The sequence below is a fragment of the Deinococcus aquatilis DSM 23025 genome, assembly GCF_000378445.1.
Taxonomy (GTDB): Bacteria; Deinococcota; Deinococci; order Deinococcales; family Deinococcaceae; genus Deinococcus; species Deinococcus aquatilis.
The window spans coordinates 43414-64270 of sequence record NZ_KB899705.1 but is presented as its reverse complement, the minus strand read 5'-3'; the positions used below and the strand labels follow the sequence as shown (position 1 = coordinate 64270).

The following is a 20857-nucleotide window of genomic DNA, read 5'->3' as shown; positions in this document are numbered from 1 at the left end:
AACTCCGGGATGTGGGGGGTGGGGGGTGGGGAGTAGGAAGCGTTGGTGTGTAAACCCCCCCGTTGCTCTGCAACGCCCCCCTTAAAGGGGAGGATGACGGGCTTTCACTCCCTCTCCCTTGAGGGGGGAGGGCTGGGGCGGGGGTGAGTGAGCGCAGCGATTGCCCTTCCCCTAATCATCCCCGCCCAGACGGTCAGACCTCGCATTCAGGCTGTCTCCGAGCATGGGGAGGAGTCCACCCGGAAATACATAGTCAGGCCGCGCCCACTTGCGCTCCACCTCTACCCCGGTTTGCGGCGTGGGGTGGCCGTAGCGGGAATTGCCCTTCGGCAGCGGGTTCGGGCCGCCCTCGCTCAGCACTTCCATTCTCACGGAGGTGTCTTTGTAAGCAGGCGTGTTGGTCACGGTGTCGCGGTTGTTGCCGGTCAGTCGGTTCACGGCGTCTTCGGCATGGCGGGCGTTCATGGGCACATACACCTCATGACCGCTCACCCGCCCGGTGATGTGGGCCTGCAATTTCACCGCGCCGTTGGGGCTGATCAGGCGCACCCATTGTCCGTTGGTGATCTGGCGTTCGGCGGCCAATTCGGGGCTGATTTCCACGAAGGTATCGGGCACACTCGCGGCCAGTCCGGGCACCCGGAAGGTCATGTTGCCCTCGTGAAAATGCTCCAGCATGCGCCCCGAATTCAGGTGCAGGTCGAATTCAGCGCCCGGGGTGTGCTGGCGCGGCTGGTACTCGGCTGGGTAGAGGCGGGCCTTGCCATCGGGGAAATGGAAGCGGTCTATATACAGCAGCGGCGTGTCGGTGCCGTCTTCGGCCACAGGCCAGCACAGAGAATCGAAGCCCTGCAAGCGCTCATAACTGACCCCTGCCATGATGGGTGTGACGCGGGCAATTTCGGCCATGATCTCGGAGGGATGCGTGTAGCCCCAGCGCCAGCCCATGCGCTCTGCAACTGCCGTGTAAATCTGCCAGTCGGGGCGCGTGCCCCGCAGCGGCGGCATGGCTTCATAGAGACGCTGCACCCGGCGTTCGGTACTCGTAAAGGTGCCTTCTTTTTCCAGCGCGGAGGCAGCGGGCAGCACCACATCGGCGTAACGGGCGGTATTCGTAAAGTAGAGGTCCTGCACGACCATAAATTCCAGCGCCTCGTACCCCTTTTCCAGATGGTTGGCGTTGGCGTCGGTGAGGCTCATTTCTTCGCCCGTGAGCCAGAGTGCCCGGAGCTTGCCGTCTATGGCCGCGTCGATCATCTGGGTGTTGTCCAGCCCACGCTCGGGCCGCAGTTGTACGCCCCATTCGCGCTGATGGCGCTGCACGGTCAGGGGGTCGCCCACTTTCTGGTAGCCGCTGACCTGATCGGGCATGGCCCCCATGTCGGATGCGCCCTGCACGTTGTTATGGCCGCGCAGGGGATACGCGCCTGTGCCTGTGCGTCCGTAATTGCCCGTGATCAGCAGCAGGTTGCTGATGGCGGTACTCGTCTCGCTGCCGCCGCACTGCTGGGTCACGCCCATCGCCCACAGAATGCACACGCCGCCCCCGGATTTATCCCGGCTGGCCGCCACGATTTGCCGCGCCAGAGCTTCCAGATCTGCCGCCGGAATTCCAGTTTCCGCCTCGGCGTAGGCCAGCGTAAAAGCGTCCACACTGGCGCGGAATTCTTCCAGACCGTTCACGCGGGCCTGCAAGAAAGCGTCGTCGGCCCAGCCTCGTTCCAGAATCAGGCGCGAAACAGCGCACAGCCACACGAAATCGGTGCCGGGGCGCGGGCGCAGGAACCTGTCGGCGCGGCGGGCCAGTTCGTGTTCACGGATGTCCACAACCACCAGTTCCGTGCGCCCCAGCTTGTGCGCCCGCTTCACACGGGTTGCCAGCACCGGATGACTTTCAGCGGTGTTGCTGCCCACCGTGATCACCAGCTTGGCGTTTTCTATGTCGTGGATGGTGCCGCTGTCACCGCCGTAGCCCACCGTCCGGGCCAGCCCCTGCGTGGCCGGAGACTGGCAGTAGCGCGAGCAATTGTCTACGTTGTTGGTGCCGATCACCTGCCGCGCAAACTTCTGCACCAAATAAGCTTCCTCGTTGGTGGCCTTGCTGGACGCGATAAACGCCAGCGCATCCGGCCCGTGCTGCCCCTTAATCTCGGTCAGGCGGCGGGCGATCAGGTCGAGGGCTTCGTTCCACGTCGCCTCGCGGAATCGTCCGTTTTCGCGGATCAGGGGCGTGGTCAGGCGGTCTTCGCTGTTCACGTATTCCCAGCCAAATTTGCCCTTCACACACGTGGAAATCCCGTTGGCTGGCCCCGGCCCCGGCTCCACTTTCAGGATGTGGCGATCTTTCGTCCAGACCTCGAATGAGCAGCCCACGCCGCAATAAGTACACACGGTTTTGGTCTTCTGGATGGACGCCGCCCGAGCCTGCGCCTCCACATCCGACACGTTCATGATCAGTTGCAGGCCGCTGGAATGCTCCACGCCCTTGACCAGATCGATGGCCGACTCGAAGACGGGCTTGGGCAGCGCCGTCAGCAGGCCCGCCTCGCCCAGCATGGACTTTTCCATCAGCGCGTTGCAGGGGCAAACGGTCACGCAGTGCCCACAGCTCACGCAACTGGAATCGCCAATCGGCTTGCCGCCGTCCCACTGCACGCGGGGTTGCTCGGCTTCCCAGTTGATACTCAGGGTTTCATTGACCTGCACGTTCTGGCAGGCTTCCACGCAGCGGCCACACAGGATGCACTGGTCGGGGTCGTAGCGGTAAAAGGCGTTGGAATGATCCTGCGGCAAGCCCTTGGGCTGAAAAGGCCGCGTGGGATGGTCGATGCTCAGCAGCCCCAGCGTGTTGTGAACCGTGCAATTGCCGTTGCTGTTGTCGCAGACGGTACAGTACAGGTCGTGGTTGGACACGATCCGGTCATAGGCGTCGCGCTGGGCGAGGCGGGCGGCCTGCGTCTGGGTGCGTACTGTCAGGCCCGCTGTGACCGGGGTTCCGCAGGCGCGGCCCACCACGCCGTTAACTTCTACCGCGCAGGTGTCGCAGGTCTGAATCGGCCCCAACTGTGGGTGATAGCAGACCTGCGCCAGCTCGATCTGGGCGCGGTTGATCACATCGATCAGGGGTTCCCCGACCCGGCCCTCAAAAGCCACGCCATCGATCTGGACACTGACTGTTTGTAGAGGAACTGCTGCCCCGCCTGCCACGCGCAGCGGCCCCGGCTGAGATTGCGTGCCCGTTGTTCGGTTGTGCTGTGTCACATTGCCTCCGCCCTACATCTGTGCGCCTGTGCTGCCTTACACGAATAAGCAGGAGTATAGGCGGGGTTCATCCAGCGCCTAAGCAGGAGAACTGACAAAAACCTGGGAGACGGTGTTGTCTACACCCATTGATGACCGACCTCTGAAGGCTTCCCCACCCTTTGGCTCCTTGCAGCGGGCGTAGGCTGGCCCCCATGACGGTTCCCCCCTCCCCCACCTCACCGCCGGGATTCGATGCCCGCCGACTTGCCACCACGGGCCTGATTCTGGGCGTGTTTCTGGCAGCCCTCGAAGCCAGCGTGGTGGCCTCGGCCATGCCCAGTGTCATTGCCGATCTGGGCGGCGAACGTTGGTACGCCCTGCCTTTTGCCGTATTTTTGCTGACCAGTACCGTGTCCAGCCCGCTGTGGGGCCGCGCCTCGGATGTGCTGGGGCGGCGGCGGCTGTATCTGGCGGGCGTGATCGTGTTTCTGGTGGGCAGCGCCCTGTGTGGCCTCGCCAACAGCATGGGCTGGCTGATCGCGGCGCGGGCCTTACAGGGCCTCGGCGCGGGCGCGGTGTTGCCCCTCACACTCACGATTATCGGCGAAACCTACGCGCTGGCCGAACGCGGGCGCGTGCAGGCCTTCATCAGCGGCGTGTGGGGCGTCTCGGGACTGGCAGGGCCGCTGCTGGGCGGCTGGCTCACCGATACCCTCTCCTGGCGCTGGACATTCTTTGTCAGCCTGCCCTTCGGAATGCTGGCCCTGTACATCGCGTGGCGGCACCTCAAGGAAACGGGTACGCCCCGCCCCGCGCAACTGGACTGGCTGGGGGCCGTACTCTTTACATTGGGCAGCGGCCTGACCGTGTGGGGGCTGGAAAGTCGGTTGTGGATCATGGTGGGCGCAGGCCTGCTGACCCTGCTGGCCGCCGTGTGGCTGGAACGCCGCCACCCCGCCCCGCTGCTGCCGATGCGGGCGCTGCAAGAAAGGCTGCCGCGTATCGCGTTTGCGGGCAATTTTCTGGGCGGGGCAGCTTACTTCGGCGTCATCGCCTATCTGCCGCTGTACGCGCAGGGGGTCACGGGGGGCGGGGCCACCGCTGCCGGGGCCATCCTCACGCCCATGCTGGTGGGCTGGACCCTGACCTCTATTCTGGCGGCCCGCCTGCTGCACCGCATTCCGCTGGCCCGCCTGACCCAGACCGGATTTGCCGTGCTGGTCGCCATGTTTGCCGCCCTGATCTTTGCTGTTCACGCGCCGCTGTGGGTCACGTCGGCGCTGGGATTCGCGGTGGGCATGGGCATGGGTTTTGCCATGCTGAGCCTGCTGCTGGCCGCGCAGGAGGACGCACAGAAGGGAGAACTGGGCGCAGTGACCAGCGGCGTGCTGTTTGCCCGTCAGATGGGCGGGGCGCTGGGCGTGGCGGTCATGGCCCTCCTGATCGGACCAGCGGCCATCGCAGCGGGCGGCTTTGAACTGGCCGAGGGGTTGCGCCGCGCCTATGAACTGGCACTGGGCCTGGTGGTGCTGGGCCTGATCCTGAGCTTGCTGCTGCGCGTGCGGTTGTCGGGCGGCGGGCAGGGAGTGGGGGCAGCGGGGCAGGAGGGGTAAGTCGGTCCTGCTCAGTCAGTCAGTTATTGATCCCTGTGTGACTGAGCCACGCCCAACCCCCCAGTCGGCTTCGCCGCCAGCCCCCCTTAAAGGGGAGCACCAAAAGCCCTTGTCCTCCCCTTTAAGGGGGGCGTTGCGTCAGCAATGGGGGGGTTGTCTGGCCCAGCTTTCAAGGTGTTGCCCATCTCCACAAGAATCAATAACTGTACAGGCTGTGCAACTATAGTGCCGTGCCCTTCCACCGCCCTCTTCTGCTGGCCGCCCTGCTCTTGTGCAGCGCCTCCGCCGCCGACCTCCGCATCTACCCCAGCTTTGGCGAGGTGCGCCAATCCGCCGTGTTGACCGGGCCACAGGGCACGCCGCCCGCCGTTGAGCTGGCTTTTGGCCGCGCCGCCTGGAATTTGGTGCAACCGGACAGCCTGACGCTTACAGGAACACCGCTGCTGCGCCTGCAAACCCGGCCCACAGACCGAGACTGGCTGACCACGCAGGAAGGCCAACCTGTGACCGTCTTGCGGGCGGGCCAAGCGCCGCTGGCGGGCACCCTGATCCGGGCCGAAGACCTGCTGGTGCAGCTGGAATCCGGGGCTTACCTGAACGTGCAGGCCAACGAACTGGGCTTTGCTGGCCTGCCTCCACGCGGCTGGATGGGCGGCGGCGTTGCGGCCCGCTTTGAGTCGGCAGCCACCGGAACCCAAACGGCAGAGATCAGCTACCGCACCGCCGCCCTGTCCTGGGAACCGCGCTACGAACTGACCGCCAGCGGCGCACAGGCAAACTTGGCAGCACTGGCCGAACTCCGCAACATCAGCGACCAACCCTTCAGGGGCGAGCGAGTGGACCTGTTTGCAGGAACAGTCCAGACGGTGGCGGAAGTTGGGCAGCCCGCCATGACTGTGGTCAGTGGGCTGGGAGCCTTGTCCCTTCCCACCATCCCCAGCTCAGATACCGCAGGTAATGCCTCTCCCATTTCCAGCCTTGGCGAATTGCGGGGGCTGCAACGCTATGCACTGGCGGGCAGCGTGACCTTGGGGCGCGGCGAAACCCTGACCCTACCGTTTCTGCAACCCAAGATCACGGCCTTTACGCGTTACAACAGCATCAGCACCTATTTCAGCCCGCAGAACAGTTCGGGGCAGACCAGTCGGCACTACAAATGGACGCCGAATGGTTCGGGTTTGCCCGCTGGCACGCTCTCGGTGTGCGATGGCGGGGCGCTGGTGGGCACAGTGCAACTGGCAGCCACGCAGGGCGGCAAACCCGTAGATACAGACCTCGGCGCTGATCCCGAACTCCGGTTCGCCCGAAATGTAAAACAACTGGGCCTGGAAAAAGCGCCTGATGGCCGGATTCTGTCTACCACGTCCCAGGTCACCTACACCCTGACCAGCACCAAAATCCTCGCCACGCGGGTGCAACTGCGCGAGGCACTGTATGGCCGATTCATGGTCGTAGATGGACAGGTGTTGCCCGCCAACCGTCAGAACAACATAGAGCGGCGCGTGGACGTGAAGGCAGGCGGAACGGCCACCATCAGCTTCAAGGTGAAGATCGGGAACTGAGGGCTGCCGATACCCTGTTTTTCCCGCCCCCGTGCGGTACAATAGGGGCAGTTGAGGGAGCATCTGCCATTACGCTGATAGCATAATGTGATAGACTCGTTCCATCCCCGGCAGGGTTTGCCGGGCTTCTCATCCCCCGGTTGGCGGGCACTTTCTCCGCCAACCCGCCTGACGCCCTGCGGCGCAGATTGGAGTCTCATGACCGGAATTCTTCCCGTTGACATCACCACCGAAGTCAAAACCAATTTCATCAATTACGCCATGAACGTGATCGTGGACCGGGCGTTGCCCGATGTGCGCGACGGCCTGAAGCCTGTGCAGCGGCGAATCATGTACGCCATGCTGCAAGAAGGGCTGATGTCCAACCAGAAGCACGCCAAGTCTGCCAGCGTGGTGGGCGAGGTCATGAAGCGGTATCACCCTCACGGCGATTCCAGCATCTATGACGCGATGGTGCGCCTTGGGCAGTGGTGGAACATGCGCTACCCGATGGTCGATCCTCAGGGCAACTTCGGGTCGATGGACGGCGATATGGCCGCCGCCATGCGTTACACCGAAGCCCGCATGACCAAGGTGGCCGAGGAACTGCTGGCCGACCTCGAAAAAGAAACCGTCGATACCAAGCCCAACTACGACGAAACCACCACCGAACCCACCGTGCTGCCGTCGGCCATTCCCAACCTGCTGGTCAACGGCGCGTCGGGCATCGCCGTGGGCATGGCGACCAACATTCCGCCGCACAACCTCACCGAGATCTGCAACGGCCTGCTGGCCCTGATCGACAATCCCCAGATCACGCTGGATGAAATGATGGAGCACGTCAAGGGGCCGGATTTCCCCACGGGCGGGCGCATCAGCCTGCAGGGCATCCGTGAGGCGTTCGCCACCGGACACGCTGGCCTGAAGGTGCGCGGCAAGGCCCGCATCGACGAGAAGAATGGGCGCTCGCAGATCATCATTTCCGAGATTCCCTACCAGCTCAACAAGACCAACCTGCTGCAAACCATCAGCGCGATGTACAAGGCCGGGAAGATTCCCGATATCAGCGCCCTGCGCGACGAATCTGACCGCAAAGAGCCTGTCCGTATCGTGATCGAACTCAAGCGCGGCGCGATTCCCACGCTGGTGCTGAATCAGCTTTACAAGTACACGCAGCTTCAGAGCACCTTCACGGTCATCAACCTGAGCATCGTGAACGGCGAACCGCGTGTTCTGCCGCTGATCGACACCATGCGTTATTTCCTCGTTCACCGCCGCGACGTGGTCACGCGCCGCACGGCCTACGAACTGAAGAAAGCCGAAGAACGCGCCCACGTGCTGGAAGGGTTGATCAAGGCGCTCGATCATATCGACGAAGTGATTTCGCTGATCCGCGCCAGCAACACCGGAGCCGAGGCCCGCGACGCATTGATGGCCCGCTTTGGCCTGACCGAAGTGCAGTCTCAGTCCATTCTGGATATGCGCCTGCAACGCCTCGTGGGACTGGAACGCGAGAAGCTGACGGCAGAATTCAACGAACTGCAGACCACCATCGCCCGCCTGCGCTCTATTCTGGGCGACGAAAAACTGCTGTGGCGCGAGATCAAGAAGGAAATCCGCGACATCCGTGACCGCTACGGCGACGAGCGGCGCAGCACCATCGTCCTGCTTGAAGAGGACATCAACCGCGAAGACCTGATCGCCGTGGAAGACATGGTGATCACCATGACCCGCGCCGGATACCTCAAGCGCACCAATATGGACGCCTACCGCGCTCAGGCCCGTGGTGGACGGGGTTCCAGCGGCGGCAAACTGCGTGACGAGGACATCAATACCCGCGTGTTCGTGGGCAGCACGCACGATTATCTGCTGTTCTTCACCGATCAGGGCCGCGTCTTCCACGAGAAAATCTACGATCTGCCGGAAGCGGGCCGCGACGCCAAGGGCACGCACATCCGCAACCTGCTGCCCAGCCTGCGCGAAACGGAGAGCATCGCCAGCGTGCTGAGCGTGAAGGGCTTTGAAGAAGAAGGCAGCTTCGTGTTTGCCACCCGCAAGGGCATCGTCAAGAAGACCCAGATCACCGATTACGGCAACATCACGTCTGCGGGCCTGATCGCCATCAACCTGCAACCGGGTGATGAACTGATCGGCGTGGGCATCGTATGCGAAAGCGACCACATCGTTCTGGCAAGCCGTGAAGGACAGGCCATGCGCTTCGACGCCGCAGAGGTGCGCGATACGGGCCGCGCCACACAGGGCGTCATCGGGATGCGCCTGCGTGAAGACGACGTGGTGGTGAGCATGGCGCTCGTGCCCGGAGGCGACGAAACCAGCGAACTCCTGAGCATCAGCGAGTTTGGATTGGGCAAGCGCACCCCGGCGGGCGACTACCCCAGCAAGGGCCGCGGCGGCCTCGGCGTCATCACGCTGGACGTGACCGAGCGCACCGGCAAACTGGTGACGCTGGCCCGCGTGGCAGGCGACGAGGAACTGATGGTGCTGACCGAAAAAGGCACCGTGATCCGCACCCGCGTAGAAGAAGTCAGAACCACGGGCCGCAACGCGCAGGGCGTGAAGGTCATCAACATCGGGGACAAAGACCGTGTGATCAGCGCCTTCCCGGTTCGCAAGGAAGACGAACTCTAAGGCACACCCAAGACGCCGCGCCCGGCCCGCGAGGTCAGGCGCGGCGTCTTCTGATAGGCGGCCTACAGACTGCGAGCATTCAGTGACGATCCGGTCAGTCCTGGTCTGCTTATCTGTTAATGGGTAGCCCAGGGCACCAAATCCAGGCTGAGCGGCCCATGAGTTTCTGCTCTAGACAGAATATGAAGCTCCAAGCGTGCAGTACGTCACTTAATCGACCACCCTTCTCCCCCCAACTTCGTAAGCTAAATACTGATTAAAGAAACAAAATTGTTTACAAAAATGTGATTCTAGGTTACACTGTGATCAACGTTGGGAAGGCTGCAAGCCCCGCCTCAGCGTCCTTATCCGAACCTACCGCCAGGAGGCGACGCACATGACACAGACCAGCCACAAAACCAATACCAATAACCGCACCTTTGTCGATACCGTGACCTACCGCCCCGGAGCCGTCATTCTGTACCCCGGCAAGAGCGACATGCTGTACCGCGTCGCCAGCGGCCTGATCCGCGTGCACACCATGGACGACGACGGCAACGGCCTGACCCTGCGCTACGTGAAGCCCGGTGAGTACTTTGGCGAGGAAGCCCTTGCTGGCGTGAACCGCGCCTACTTTGCCGAGGCCGTGACCGACAGCAGCGTGGACGTGATCAACCCCGCCCTGATGAGTGCCGAAGACAACTTGGTTGTCACCACCCATCTGGTGCGTACCCTGGAGCGGGCCTACGAAAGCATCTACCGTCTGGTCGGCAAGCGTCTGCGTGCCCGCATTGCCGGAGAACTGCTGGAGCTGAAAGACACCGCCCTCGCCACCAAACTCGACAGCGGCGAAACCATGATCTACGCCACGCACGATGAGTTGGCCGCCGCCGTGGGCAGCGTGCGCGAAACCGTGACCAAGGTCGTGGGCGAACTCAGCCGCGAAGGCGTGATCAGCGCAGGCTACGGCAAGATCACCCTGCGGAACGAAAAGCAACTGCAAGAAATCGCCGCCGCATAATCAGAAAGTTCCCAATAAAATCTTCCAAACCGCCAAAGCTTCGTGCTGGGCGGTTTTTTATTGTGAGTCGAGCTTGTGGGTGAACCCCCCCGTTGCTCCGCAACGCCCCCCCTTAGACTTGCAAAGCTCCGCAGGAGAGGTGGGAACGACAGCTTTTGCGCTCCCCTCCAAGGGGGCTGGCTGCGGAGCAGACTGGGGGGTTTACCCGGAATCGTTCTCAACTCTCCGGGCTGTTTCTGTACATGTAACACTATTCGTCCAGATTTCCGGCAGAAGAGCGGCAGAGAGTATGCGTAGACTCGGGAGTATGACGGATACCCTTTCCCAGTCGGCGTACAGCCCCGAACGTCCCCTACGCGTGGCGGTGATCGGCTCTGGCCCCAGCGGAGTCTTTGCCGCCGAAGCCCTGCTCAAGCAAACGCAGGTGCCCGCGCAGGTGGACGTGTTTGACCGTCTGCCCACCCCTTACGGACTGGTGCGCTACGGCGTGGCCCCCGATCACCTGACCATCAAGAGCGTGACGCGGGGCTTTGAAAAGACCCTGAGTGATCCCCGTGTGCGTTTTCTGGGCAACGTGGAATTTGGCCGCGACCTGACACATGAGGAAGCCCGCGCCCACTACGACGCCGTGATCTATACCGTGGGGGCCAGCAGTGACCGCCGTCTGGGGATTCCCGGCGAAGACCTGACCGGCAGCATGAGCGCCACCGAATTTGTGGCCTGGTACAACGGCCACCCCGACGCCGCCGCCCGCGACATGGTGCTGACGGCAGGCGGCGTGGCCGTGGTGGGCGTGGGAAATGTGGCGCTGGACGTGAGCCGAATTCTGGTCAAGACAGTGGCCGAGCTGCACGAATCCGACATCGCGGCGCACGCGCTGGAAGCCCTGGCCCAGAGCCACGTGCGCGACGTCTGGGTACTGGGCAGGCGCGGCGCGGCACAGGCCAAGTTCACGACCAAGGAACTGCGCGAATTTGGCGAGCTGCACGAGGCCGACCCCATCGTGAAGCCCGAGGAGGTACAGGTAGACGAGGCCGCCGAAGCCGCGATCACCGACAACACCGTGAAGAAGAATCTGGAAGTGCTGCGCGATTTCGCGGGCCGCACGCCGGAGGGCAAACCCCGCCGCATCCACCTGCGCTTTCTGGTGTCTCCAACCGAGATTCTGGACGACGGCAACGGCCACGTAGCGGGCCTGAAAATAGAGCGCAACACGCTAGATGAAGCAGGCAACGCGGTGGGCACGGGCGAATTTGAAACCCTGCCCGTGCAGATGGTGCTGCGTTCGGTGGGTTATAAGGGCGTGGCCCTACCCGGAGTGCCCTTCGACGAGCGCCGGGGCGTGATTCCCAACGTGGAGGGCCGCGTGGAAGGCCGCCCCGGTGAGTACACCGCCGGATGGATCAAGCGGGGGCCGAGCGGCGTGGTGGGCACCAACCGCAAAGACGCCACCGACACCGTGGCCCACCTCCTGAGCGACGTGGCAGCGGGCCTGCTGACCCCCGCGCCTCAGGCCACCGCCGAGGCTGTAGACGCGCTACTGGCAGGCAAGAGCGTGGATGTGTACACCTTTGCCGACTGGCAGGCGCTGGACGCCCACGAGCTGTCGAGCGGGCAGACGCTGGGCCGCCCGCGTGCCAAGGTGGTTCATAAGCACGAGATGTTGACCCACCGCAAGCGGTAAACAGCGCCGGATATGTAGGGATATGTAGAACGTGGATCGTGGTCTGGCTCTTGCCCACGATCCACGTTCTACATTCCACAATCTCCTCTCTGACCCGTCTGGCATACTGCCCCTATGTCCCCCATTCCACCCCTGCGCTCCAATGTTCTGGTGATCGGAGGCGGCCCCGCCGGGCTGCACGCGGCCTTCTATGCGGCGTGGCGCGGCCTGAGTGTGCGGGTGCTGGAAGCGCGTGGAGAGGTGGGCGGGCAACTGATGGCCCTCTATCCCGACAAGGTGGTGTACGACGTGCCGGGGCTGCCCAGCACGCGGGCGTCTGGTGTGGTAGCTGGACTTCTGGGTCAGCTCGATACGCTGAGCGTGGACATCCGCGTGAATGAAGTGGCCCGCAGCCTGACGCCAGACGGTGAGGGTGGCTGGCTGGTGGGCACCGATTCAGGCACCTTCGAGGCCGGGGCGGTGATCGTGGCGGCGGGCATGGGGGCCTTGTTGCCGCGTGAGGCACGGGTGCCGGGGGCCGCCTCTCACCCCGATGTCCGAACTGACCTGCCCGAACCCAGCACGCTGGCGGGGCGACATGTGTTGGTTGTAGGCGGCGTTCCGCAGGCCACCCGCGCCGCGCTGGAATTGGCCGCTGCCGGAGCCGCCGTGACCCTCACGCACCGCCGCGCCGGATTTCGGGGCGATCCTCAGGAACTGGCTGAACTGGAGGAGTGCCGTGCCTCTGGCCGCATTCAGGTCTTGGCTCCGGCCATCCTGATGAGTCTGGTTCCGGGCGGTGCACACCTGACCGTAGACGGTGAAACCGTGCGCGTTCAGGCCGAAACCGTCCTGATTCTCAACGGCTACCTTCCCGATCTGTCTCCTGTTCAGTCCTGGCCGCTGGACTGGCAGGGCGAATATGTACTGGACGGCCCCGGTGGACAGACCCACCTGCCGGGTGTCTTTGCAGTGGGCGACGTGACCCTCAGCAGCGGTGAATTTAAATTGATCTCCCTGGCCTTTGCACAGGCAGCAGTGGCCGCCAACCACGCCGCACATCACGTGAATGCCGCGCTGCGGGTGAGGCCGGGGCACAGCAGCGAGAAACGGTAGCGGCAGGCTGTGGGCCATTAAAGACAACGGCTTTTTGTTGCGTTCTGTAGTTCATGGCTCACCGCTCGTAGCTTTTGCCCTGAACCAAAAGAAACTCTGCTCCTCTCAGTGACCGTGAGGCCGGGGCGTCAGGCCACTGGCCCGCACCATTCGCCGGACTTCCTGACAGCGGCAACTGCTGTAGCTACACAGGAGGGCCTCGGGGTCACGGGTCAGCATGGAGACTGTGGCATCTACGAGGTCACGCACGCGGTAAAGGCGCAAATCTGAGGTACCCACGCGGGCCGAACGCGCCTGTACCAGTGGAGCCAGCCGCTCGAAATCTGCCGAGCAGTTGGGAAACGCCGTGGGCAACACGCCGCCGCCCAGAGGTACATAGCGTGTCAGCAGCGGCATTCCGGCCACATGCTCGCCGTAATGCACACTGGTGTTGCTGCCGAAATCCACACCCATCAACAGGGCGTAGCCGTCCAGATCGTACAGAGATCCGATAGGTTGGTAAGGACTCGCCAAAGTCTGGGACGACACCACCCGTTCTGCTTCCGTGCCCAGCGCCACAAAACTCAGGGTGGGGTGGAAGGAGCGTAGAGCGTCAGGACGTTCGACCAGCGTCTGCGGAATGCGGCCAATATCGCGGCTGACCCGGCTGTCGCGGTGAAAGCGGGCGTGGACAGGTGAAGTCGCGTGCCGAAGCAACGTGTTGTAGGTAAAGGAAGGAGCCACCAACGTAGCGGTCCGGGCCGCCAGAGTGTCCACCACCGCCCGCGCTCCGCCTTCCAGCGTGCCAAACGACTTCAAGCTGGCATGCACGATCACATGCTGCGAACCGTCCAGCCCCAGTTCTGCCAGCCCATTTTCCAGTTCGGCAGGCAAGGTAGCGGGGCGGCGTAAAAGATTCAGCACCTTCTTATTCTACCGCCGTTCAGAGAGAAGGGATAGGTTTTGCGGTGCGGCGGGCACCCCGACAGCCGGCATGAACCAAAACAAAAGGAGGCGCAGGCCAAAGCCAAACGCTCCCCTTCCGGTTTGCTCCTGCTTGTTTAAGTGGCTAGCGGCTCCAGTGACGCACTTTCGAGAACCGCACACGGAAGCGCTCCTCTTCCGCCCCCAGCCACTGTTGCCTTCTCACTTCGCTCGGGGTGATTCCCCGGTCATCACCCGGCAGTGACTTAGGAGTTGTGCAAGACGTTCATGATGTCGCCGTCTTTCATCACGTACTCCTTGCCTTCGGTTCTGACCCAGCCCTTGCTTTTGGCATTGGCCCAGCCGCCCGCCTCCACCATCTTTTCCCACTCGATCACTTCGGCACGAATAAACCCGCGCTCCAGATCGCTGTGGATTTCTCCGGCGGCTTCAGGGGCTTTTTCGCCGCGCCGAATTGTCCACGCCCGCACTTCCTTTTCACCGGACGTAATAAAGGTGATCAGGCCCAGCGTTTCGTAGCCCACTTTCACCAACTGATCCAGCCCGCTTTCCTCCACGCCGAGGTCGGTCAGGAAGGCGGCGGCTTCGTCTTCGGGCATCTCGGCCAGTTCACCCTCGATCTGGGCACTGATCTTGACGACCTGTGCGCCTTCGCGGGCGGCGTATTCGCGCACCAGATTCACGTATTCGTTGTCTTCGGTCAGTTGATCTTCGCCCACGTTGGCGACGTAGATCACGGGCTTGGTGGTGATCAGACCAAACTCTTTGGGGATCGGCGCGTCGTAGGTTCCGGCGCGGGCGGGCTTACCTTCGCCCAGCACCGCCAGAATCTGTTCGGCCAGTTCCGCCTGCTCCTTGGCGTCCTTGTCGTTGCCCTTGGCCTTCTTCTGAAGGTTGGCAAGGCGCTTTTCCAGCCCGTTCAGGTCGGCCAGAATCAGCTCGGTATTGATGGTTTCGATGTCGTCCAGAGGATCGACCCGGCCCGCCACATGAATCACGTTGCCGTCTTCAAAGCAGCGCACCACATGGGCAATCGCGTCGGCCTCACGGATGTTGGCCAGAAACTGGTTGCCGAGGCCCTCGCCCTGGCTGGCTCCCTTGACCAGTCCGGCGATGTCCACGAATTCCACGAAGGTGGGAATGATGGGCGGCACGCGCTCGCCTTTGGTAAACACGCGGCTCAGGGCCGAGAGGCGCTCATCGGGCACGGTGACGCGGCCCACGTTGGGTTCGATGGTGGCAAAGGGGTAGTTGGCCGCCAAGGCCCCCGCCCGCGTAATGGCGTTAAACAGCGTACTTTTCCCGACGTTCGGAAGTCCGACGATTCCAATTGCTAAGCCCATGACGTTCTCTCCTCTTTCTCCGCACGCAGCCTGACCAGTTTTTTAACCGGGGGCGGCGCGGCAACCCTACCAGTGTAAAGGATGGCGCTCCGCAGGGAGACGGGGCCTTTCACGTTCTGCCTGGATGCCGCCTGGATAAAAGGCATTGCGGCATATGCAGCAACGCGCCCGCACCGCACCGTTTACGCTGCCTTACATGACCGACGCTGCTGCCCACGCTGCCGCCAACGCCGAGCAACTGCGGGTACTTCGGGAAGCATTGACCACAGCGTTACCTCCGGTTTCAGCCAGTGCGCCGTCTACGCTGCAATGCCCGGCCAGTTCGCCCACAGGTCAAAGGGAATCCCCTGACTCCAACTCGGATCAGGGCAGCAATCCTCGGGGCATCTCTTTACAGGGCCTACCAGAGAAAAAAGACCAGCCGTAGATGGGCCGCCTACCGCTCATCGTTCAGCAGGAGATTCCAGAGTCCGCCCTGACCGATGGGCTACAGTGGCCCGCGTGACCCGCCCCGCTCCCCTCGTTGCCCTCACGCGGTTGCCCATGCCGGGGCGCTACGCCCTGCTGATATTCGGACTGTTCCTGTACGGCCTGAGCCTGCGCCTGATGCTGGACGCTCGCGTCGGCGTCGCGCCCTGGGAGGTGCTGCATGTGGGCATCACGCGGCATCTGCCCCTCAGCGTGGGCGTGGTCAGCATCCTGACTGGTGTGGTGATCGTGGCATTTACGGCTCTCAAACTGCGTGAAAAGATTGGCCCCGGCACCCTGCTGAACGTCCTTCTGATCGGTACGTTTCTGGATGTGCTGGCCCCCCTGATCCCCAATCCGGAGAATCTGGGCCTGCGCTGGATACAGTTCGTGTTGGGCGTGGCCCTGTTGGGGCTGGCAACTGGCACGTATGTGGCAGCGGGGCTGGGCGCTGGCCCCCGCGACGGTCTGACGTTGGGACTGCGACGCGTGTACGGCTGGCCTGTATCGCGCACCCGAACGGGGGTAGAAATAGCCGTGCTGGGCACTGGCCTGCTTCTGGGCGGCCCGGTGGGGTGGGGAACTTTGGTCTTTGCCCTCGCCATAGGTCCAGCCATGAGCGCAGGCCTGGGCCTGTTTGGGCTGGGTCAGAGAAAAGAGCCTCCAGCGGCGGTCACACCTCTACCCGCCGACTGAACAGGCTGAAGGTGCAGGGCCGCCGAGCTTCTCAGCCCCTCACCTTCTGTCTCGCTTCCGTCTGACCGGCCTCCGCCAAAGCTCTGACCTCAGTTCCGATACCCCCGATTCTGACACCCCAAAGTCTGATATAGTCTCCCGTTGGGTGCGCCCGTGACCCTGCCCATCCGCGCTGGAGCGTCGCGCTTGGGCCTGACCCGGATACCGAAACCGCCTGCATGAACAATGGTCGTGCGTGGTGGGCTGACGGTGGGTTGGCACGGGGAACGCAAACTTGGCCCGTCTAGTAACGCTCAGGAGAGAACATGTCGTACATCAGCATGAAGCAGTTGCTCGAAGCCGGAGTACATTTCGGCCACGAAACCAAGCGCTGGAACCCCAAATTCAAGCGCTTCATCTTCGCCGAGCGCAACGGGATTTTCATCATCGATCTTCAGAAGACTCTCAAGCAGGTCGACCGCTCCTTTGACTTCATCAAGGAACTCGCAGAGCGCGGCGGCGTCATCTTGTTCGTGGGCACCAAGAAGCAGGCGCAGGAAATCGTGGAACTCGAGGCCCGCCGCACCGGTATGCCTTTCGTGACCAGCCGTTGGTTGGGCGGAATGCTCACCAACTTCAAAACTATGCGTACCCGCATTGACCGCCTCAACGAACTTGACGAAATGTTCGAGTCGGGCCGCATCAATGACCGCCTGAAGGCCGAGCGCATCAAGCTGGGCGCCGAGCGTGAACGCCTCCTGCGCTTCGTGGGCGGCATCCGCAAGATGACCCGTCTGCCCGACGCTATTTTCGTGGTTGACCCCACCAAAGAAGTGATCGCCGTGCAGGAAGCCAACCGCCTCGGGATTCCCGTGATTGCGCTGGCCGACACCGACTCCGATCCCGATGTCATCGACTACATCGTGCCCGGCAACGACGACGCCATCCGCAGCATCCAGCTGATCGCGCACCGCATCGGTGACCTGCTCGTGGAAGCACGCGGCGGCGGCGAAGACGTGAGCGGCGAGCGCGTGGAAGGCAGCACCCCCGAAATGGACGCAGCCGAGAGCGGCGCAGAAGGCGACACCAGCCAACTGACCAGCAGCCAGGGCCGCAGCTAAGTTTAGAACCGGAACACAGGTGGGGGCGTGTCCGGCCAATGGTTCGGATTCGCCCCTATTGTCAAGTCAAGTGGTTGAACGTCGTTATGGACGGACAGCAAGGAACCCATGCTGCCGACCCACACAACAATAATTTACGGAGGAACCAATCATGATGGAAGCAATTAAGAAAGTACGCGAACTGACAGGCGCGGGCATGATGGACGTTAAGAAGGCGCTGGCGGACTCGGGCAACGACGAAGAAAAGGCCATAGCCCTGCTGCGTGAACGCGGCATCGTGAAGGCTTCGAAGAAGAGTGACCGTGAAGCCAAGGAAGGTCTGGTGCGCTTTGTGGTGGACGGCAACAAGGCCGCCATCGTGGAAGTGAACAGCGAAACCGACTTCGTGGCCCGCAACTCCGACTTTCAGGCCCTCGTGCAGTCGCTGGCACAGGCCGCCCTCGCCGCAGGCACGAGCGATGTGGAAGCCTTCAAGAACACTGACCTGAACGGCGAAACCGTGGGCACGGCTGTGGCCGCCGCCGCAGGCAAAATTGGTGAGAACCTCGTGCTGAGCCGCGTGGCCTACGTCGAAGCCGCCGAAGGCGAAACCCTGGCCGGATACGTGCACAGCAACGGCAAGATCGGCGTGCTGGTGCGCGTGGCGGGCGGCAGCGAAGCCCATGCCAAAGACGTGGCCCTGCACGTGGCCGCCGAGCGTCCTCAGTACATGTCGCGTGATGAAGTGGACAGCACCGACATCGAAAAAGAGCGCGAAATCCTGACCAACAAAGCCCTCAACGAAGGCAAGCCTCAGCAGATCGTGGACAAGATCGTGAGCGGCCAGATCGGCAAGTTCTACGAAGAAAAAGTGTTGCCCGAGCAGAAGTTCGTGAAGGACAACAGCATGACGGTAGCGCAGTACCTCGGAGACGCGGCAGTCAAGCAGTTCGTCCGCTTCGAGATCAGCTCTTAAGCAGACAGTCAGCAGGGGCGGCCCATGAAAGCCGCTCCTTTTTGCTGTACCGCCTGACCCGCGCTTTTCTGTTTGCTGTCCTTCTTGCCTACCCTGCGAGGTGTTTCATGTTCAAACGTGTATTGCTCAAACTTTCCGGAGAGTTTCTGGCCGACGAAAACGGCTTTGGCATCAGCCCCGATACCACAGCGCGGCTGGCGAGGCTGCTGACCGGAGCGATTGCAGGCAAAGACATCGAGCTTGCCATCGTGATCGGCGGCGGCAACTTCTGGCGCGGCGCACGCAACGGCGCAGGCATGGACGCCGCCACCGCCGACTACATCGGGATGCTGGGCACGGTCATGAACGCGATGGCCCTGCAAGACGCCATGGAAACTGCCGGACAGCCCACCCGCGTCATGAGCGCCATTCATATGGCTGCCGTAGCTGAGCCGTATATTCGCCGCCGCGCCATGCGCCACCTCGAAAAAGGCCGCGTGGTGATTTTTGGTGGCGGCAACGGGGCGCCGTTTTTTACCACCGATACCACCTCCACACTGCGGGCGCTGGAAATCGGTGCAGAAGTCGTGCTGATGGCGAAAAATAAGGTGGACGGCGTGTACGATTCCGACCCCCGCAAAAACCAGGAGGCCAAACGCTACGACACCCTGACCCATATGGATGTGGTGGAGCAGCGCCTGGAAGTCATGGACGCCACCGCCATCACGCTGTGCATGGATAAGGGCCTTCCTATCGTGGTGTTCGATCTGTTTGAAACAGGCAACCTGGAGCGCCTGTTTGCGGGTGAGCGCGTAGGCACCCTGATTCAGACTCTGTAATTCTCTTACCTCGATTTTGAAGCGCGGCAGCTCAAGCCAAAAGATTGCAAAAGGGCACATCTGTGTGACATCACGGTAGAATCCAGCCATTGCCGTCCGGGGCGCTTCTCCGTAAGATTCGCCTCATTGCCCGCTTTCTGCTTTCCCAAGCCTGCACCTGTTTAGGAGATTTCACTCATGGCAGACCTTAAAACCATTCAGTCCGATACCCGTGAACGCATGACCAAAGCGATCGAGGCGCTGGAAAACAACCTCAGCGTGTTGCGAACGGGCCGCGCCAACCCTGGCATTCTCAAGAAGATCGTGGTGGACTATTACGGATCCACGGTGCCGATTGATCAGGTCGCCAGTATTTCCACGCCCGACGCCCGCACGCTCGTTATTGCGCCGTGGGACCGTGGCGCACTGAATCCGATCGAGAAGGCCATCCGGGACAGTGATCTGGGCCTGAACCCCAACAACAAGGGCGACACCATCTTTATCAGCCTGCCCATGCTGACCGAAGAACGGCGCAAAGACCTTGTGAAGAACGCCAAAAACTACGCCGAAGACGCCCGTATCGCGGTGCGGAACCTGCGTAAGCACGCGCTGGACGAAGTGAAGAAGATGGAGGGCGTGGGCGACGACGAGATCAAGCGCGGTGAAGTCGAGGTGCAGAAGATCACCGACGAATATATTGCCCGCGTGGAATCCACGTTTACCAAGAAGGAGCAGGAAATCCTCGGGTGAGCCTGCCGCTCCTTCTCCCCCTGCCAAGACGTGCAGCGCGTGACCGCCGGGCCTTCCGGCGGCGCATTGTTATCAAGCCGCTTCTGGACACCCGTACCTGATGGCAGCCCTGTGATGGAAGTCCTCTGATGGAGACGCTGGGTTCGCGCCTGTTGACCTCGGTGGTCGGCTTCGCGGTGGTCGGCGTGATCGTCTGGATCGGGTGGTGGGCACTGTTGCCCGCGCTGGTGTTCCTCTCGGTCATGGGCCTGTTCGAGTACATCCGCATGCTTGACCGCAACGACATCGACGTGCGGCGCGTCAGCCTCGGCGTGTTCGCGGCGGCCATCATCGTGGCGAGCCTTCCCATGTGGCCGCAGGCACCCTGGCCGGGCGGCTCCTGGCGCGAGGCCGTACTGACGGTTGCTGTGGGCTACATGCTGGTCATGGAAGTCATGCGCCCCGGCGAACGCCCACTGGAACGCGTCGTGTACTCGCTGTTCGGGCTGCTGTACATTCCGTGGTTGCTGGGCTATTTTCTGCTGCTGCGCTACACACCCAACGCCGAACTGGGACTGCTGTATTTCGCCCTGCCGCTGATGGCGACCATTTCTGCGGATGTGGGCGGCTTTTTTGTGGGCTACTTTTTTGGCAAGCGCAAACTGGCCCCCGAAGTCAGCCCGGCCAAAACCATCGAAGGCGCACTGGGCGGCCTGCTCCTCAGCTTTCTGACCGTGCTGCTGATGACCCAACTGACCCATATCTGGTCGCCGCTGGACGCCCTGCTGTATTCCATTCTGGTGGCGAGTGCCAGCCAACTCGGAGACCTCAGCGAGAGCCTGATGAAACGCGCCCTGAGAACCAAAGACAGCGGCACGAGCCTGCCCGGTCACGGCGGATTCTTGGACAGAATGGACAGCCTGCTGTTCGCGGTTCCAGTGACTTATCTGTTTTTGCATATCAGCATGTCGGTGGGATAAAAACCGTCAGTGGTGAGTGGGTAGTGGTGAGTGGGAAGGT

Annotated in this window: 16 protein-coding genes; 13 read left to right on the top strand and 3 right to left on the bottom strand. The window is 62.4% G+C overall.

Going from position 1 to position 20857, the window contains the following annotated elements:
* Positions 1-171: 171 nt before the first annotated feature.
* Positions 172-3207 (bottom strand): formate dehydrogenase subunit alpha, encoded by a 3036-nt coding sequence (gene fdhF / locus F561_RS0108195; protein WP_019009473.1) that lies wholly within the window; start codon positions 3205-3207, stop codon positions 172-174.
* 248 nt (positions 3208-3455) lie between these two features.
* Between fdhF and F561_RS0108190 the strand changes: the two genes are divergently transcribed.
* The 6 genes from F561_RS0108190 to F561_RS0108165 all read left to right on the top strand — a co-directional run bounded on the left by F561_RS0108190 (position 3456) and on the right by F561_RS0108165 (position 12825).
* On the top strand, positions 3456-4856 hold the full coding sequence (locus F561_RS0108190; protein WP_019009472.1) for an MDR family MFS transporter: 1401 nt from the start codon (positions 3456-3458) through the stop codon (positions 4854-4856).
* Between the two features lie 230 nt (positions 4857-5086).
* Entirely contained in the window at positions 5087-6418 is a 1332-nt protein-coding gene (locus tag F561_RS0108185; protein WP_019009471.1) for a hypothetical protein, read from the top strand.
* A 198-nt stretch (positions 6419-6616) separates the two neighbouring features.
* Positions 6617-9046 carry a DNA gyrase subunit A gene (gene gyrA, locus F561_RS0108180; RefSeq protein WP_019009470.1) on the top strand — a complete coding sequence of 810 codons (2430 nt, stop codon included), beginning with the start codon at positions 6617-6619 and terminating at the stop codon, positions 9044-9046.
* A gap of 376 nt (positions 9047-9422) precedes the next feature.
* Entirely contained in the window at positions 9423-10046 is a 624-nt protein-coding gene (locus F561_RS0108175; RefSeq protein ID WP_019009469.1) for a helix-turn-helix domain-containing protein, read from the top strand.
* A 307-nt stretch (positions 10047-10353) separates the two neighbouring features.
* The gene (locus F561_RS0108170) at positions 10354-11730 is read left to right on the top strand and encodes an FAD-dependent oxidoreductase (RefSeq protein ID WP_019009468.1); all 1377 of its coding nucleotides are present in this window, start codon (positions 10354-10356) and stop codon (positions 11728-11730) included.
* Between the two features lie 114 nt (positions 11731-11844).
* Positions 11845-12825, top strand: coding sequence for an NAD(P)/FAD-dependent oxidoreductase (locus F561_RS0108165; protein WP_019009467.1), 981 nt, complete (start codon positions 11845-11847; stop codon positions 12823-12825).
* Positions 12826-12930: 105 nt separating this feature from the next.
* Here the strand turns inward: F561_RS0108165 and F561_RS0108160 are convergent, their stop codons facing one another.
* Positions 12931-13728, bottom strand: coding sequence for an AAC(3) family N-acetyltransferase (locus tag F561_RS0108160; protein ID WP_019009466.1), 798 nt, complete (start codon positions 13726-13728; stop codon positions 12931-12933).
* A gap of 266 nt (positions 13729-13994) precedes the next feature.
* Entirely contained in the window at positions 13995-15092 is a 1098-nt protein-coding gene (gene ychF, locus F561_RS0108155) for a redox-regulated ATPase YchF (RefSeq protein WP_019009465.1), read from the bottom strand.
* 196 nt (positions 15093-15288) lie between these two features.
* Here ychF and F561_RS28750 point away from each other — a divergent pair, with 196 nt between their 5' ends.
* The 7 genes from F561_RS28750 to F561_RS0108125 all read left to right on the top strand — a co-directional run bounded on the left by F561_RS28750 (position 15289) and on the right by F561_RS0108125 (position 20817).
* On the top strand, positions 15289-15519 hold the full coding sequence (locus F561_RS28750; protein WP_157451663.1) for a hypothetical protein: 231 nt from the start codon (positions 15289-15291) through the stop codon (positions 15517-15519).
* Positions 15520-15584: 65 nt separating this feature from the next.
* Positions 15585-16256, top strand: a complete 672-nt coding sequence (locus tag F561_RS0108150) for a YczE/YyaS/YitT family protein (RefSeq protein WP_019009464.1) — start codon at positions 15585-15587, stop codon at positions 16254-16256.
* A 305-nt stretch (positions 16257-16561) separates the two neighbouring features.
* Positions 16562-17356 (top strand): 30S ribosomal protein S2, encoded by a 795-nt coding sequence (gene rpsB / locus F561_RS0108145; RefSeq protein WP_019009463.1) that lies wholly within the window; start codon positions 16562-16564, stop codon positions 17354-17356.
* A gap of 151 nt (positions 17357-17507) precedes the next feature.
* The gene (gene tsf / locus F561_RS0108140; RefSeq protein WP_019009462.1) at positions 17508-18311 is read left to right on the top strand and encodes a translation elongation factor Ts; all 804 of its coding nucleotides are present in this window, start codon (positions 17508-17510) and stop codon (positions 18309-18311) included.
* 107 nt (positions 18312-18418) lie between these two features.
* Positions 18419-19129, top strand: coding sequence for a UMP kinase (gene pyrH / locus F561_RS0108135; RefSeq protein ID WP_026298711.1), 711 nt, complete (start codon positions 18419-18421; stop codon positions 19127-19129).
* 177 nt (positions 19130-19306) lie between these two features.
* Complete coding sequence (gene frr / locus F561_RS0108130; RefSeq protein ID WP_019009460.1) at positions 19307-19858, top strand: ribosome recycling factor; 552 nt, start codon at positions 19307-19309, stop codon at positions 19856-19858.
* A gap of 128 nt (positions 19859-19986) precedes the next feature.
* Positions 19987-20817, top strand: a complete 831-nt coding sequence (locus F561_RS0108125; RefSeq protein WP_019009459.1) for a phosphatidate cytidylyltransferase — start codon at positions 19987-19989, stop codon at positions 20815-20817.
* Positions 20818-20857: the final 40 nt, after the last annotated feature.

What these genes read in the sequence shown, in the direction of transcription:
- F561_RS0108175 (WP_019009469.1), top strand. Translation starts at nt 9,423, where the DNA reads ATGACACAGACCAGCCACAAAACCAATACCAATAACCGCACCTTTGTC.
- F561_RS0108190 (WP_019009472.1), top strand. Translation starts at nt 3,456, where the DNA reads ATGACGGTTCCCCCCTCCCCCACCTCACCGCCGGGATTCGATGCCCGC.
- gyrA (WP_019009470.1), top strand. Translation starts at nt 6,617, where the DNA reads ATGACCGGAATTCTTCCCGTTGACATCACCACCGAAGTCAAAACCAAT.
- tsf (WP_019009462.1), top strand. Translation starts at nt 17,508, where the DNA reads ATGATGGAAGCAATTAAGAAAGTACGCGAACTGACAGGCGCGGGCATG.
- ychF (WP_019009465.1), bottom strand. Translation starts at nt 15,092, where the DNA reads ATGGGCTTAGCAATTGGAATCGTCGGACTTCCGAACGTCGGGAAAAGT.
- F561_RS0108165 (WP_019009467.1), top strand. Translation starts at nt 11,845, where the DNA reads ATGTCCCCCATTCCACCCCTGCGCTCCAATGTTCTGGTGATCGGAGGC.
- rpsB (WP_019009463.1), top strand. Translation starts at nt 16,562, where the DNA reads ATGTCGTACATCAGCATGAAGCAGTTGCTCGAAGCCGGAGTACATTTC.
- F561_RS28750 (WP_157451663.1), top strand. Translation starts at nt 15,289, where the DNA reads ATGACCGACGCTGCTGCCCACGCTGCCGCCAACGCCGAGCAACTGCGG.
- F561_RS0108170 (WP_019009468.1), top strand. Translation starts at nt 10,354, where the DNA reads ATGACGGATACCCTTTCCCAGTCGGCGTACAGCCCCGAACGTCCCCTA.
- F561_RS0108125 (WP_019009459.1), top strand. Translation starts at nt 19,987, where the DNA reads ATGGAGACGCTGGGTTCGCGCCTGTTGACCTCGGTGGTCGGCTTCGCG.
- frr (WP_019009460.1), top strand. Translation starts at nt 19,307, where the DNA reads ATGGCAGACCTTAAAACCATTCAGTCCGATACCCGTGAACGCATGACC.
- pyrH (WP_026298711.1), top strand. Translation starts at nt 18,419, where the DNA reads ATGTTCAAACGTGTATTGCTCAAACTTTCCGGAGAGTTTCTGGCCGAC.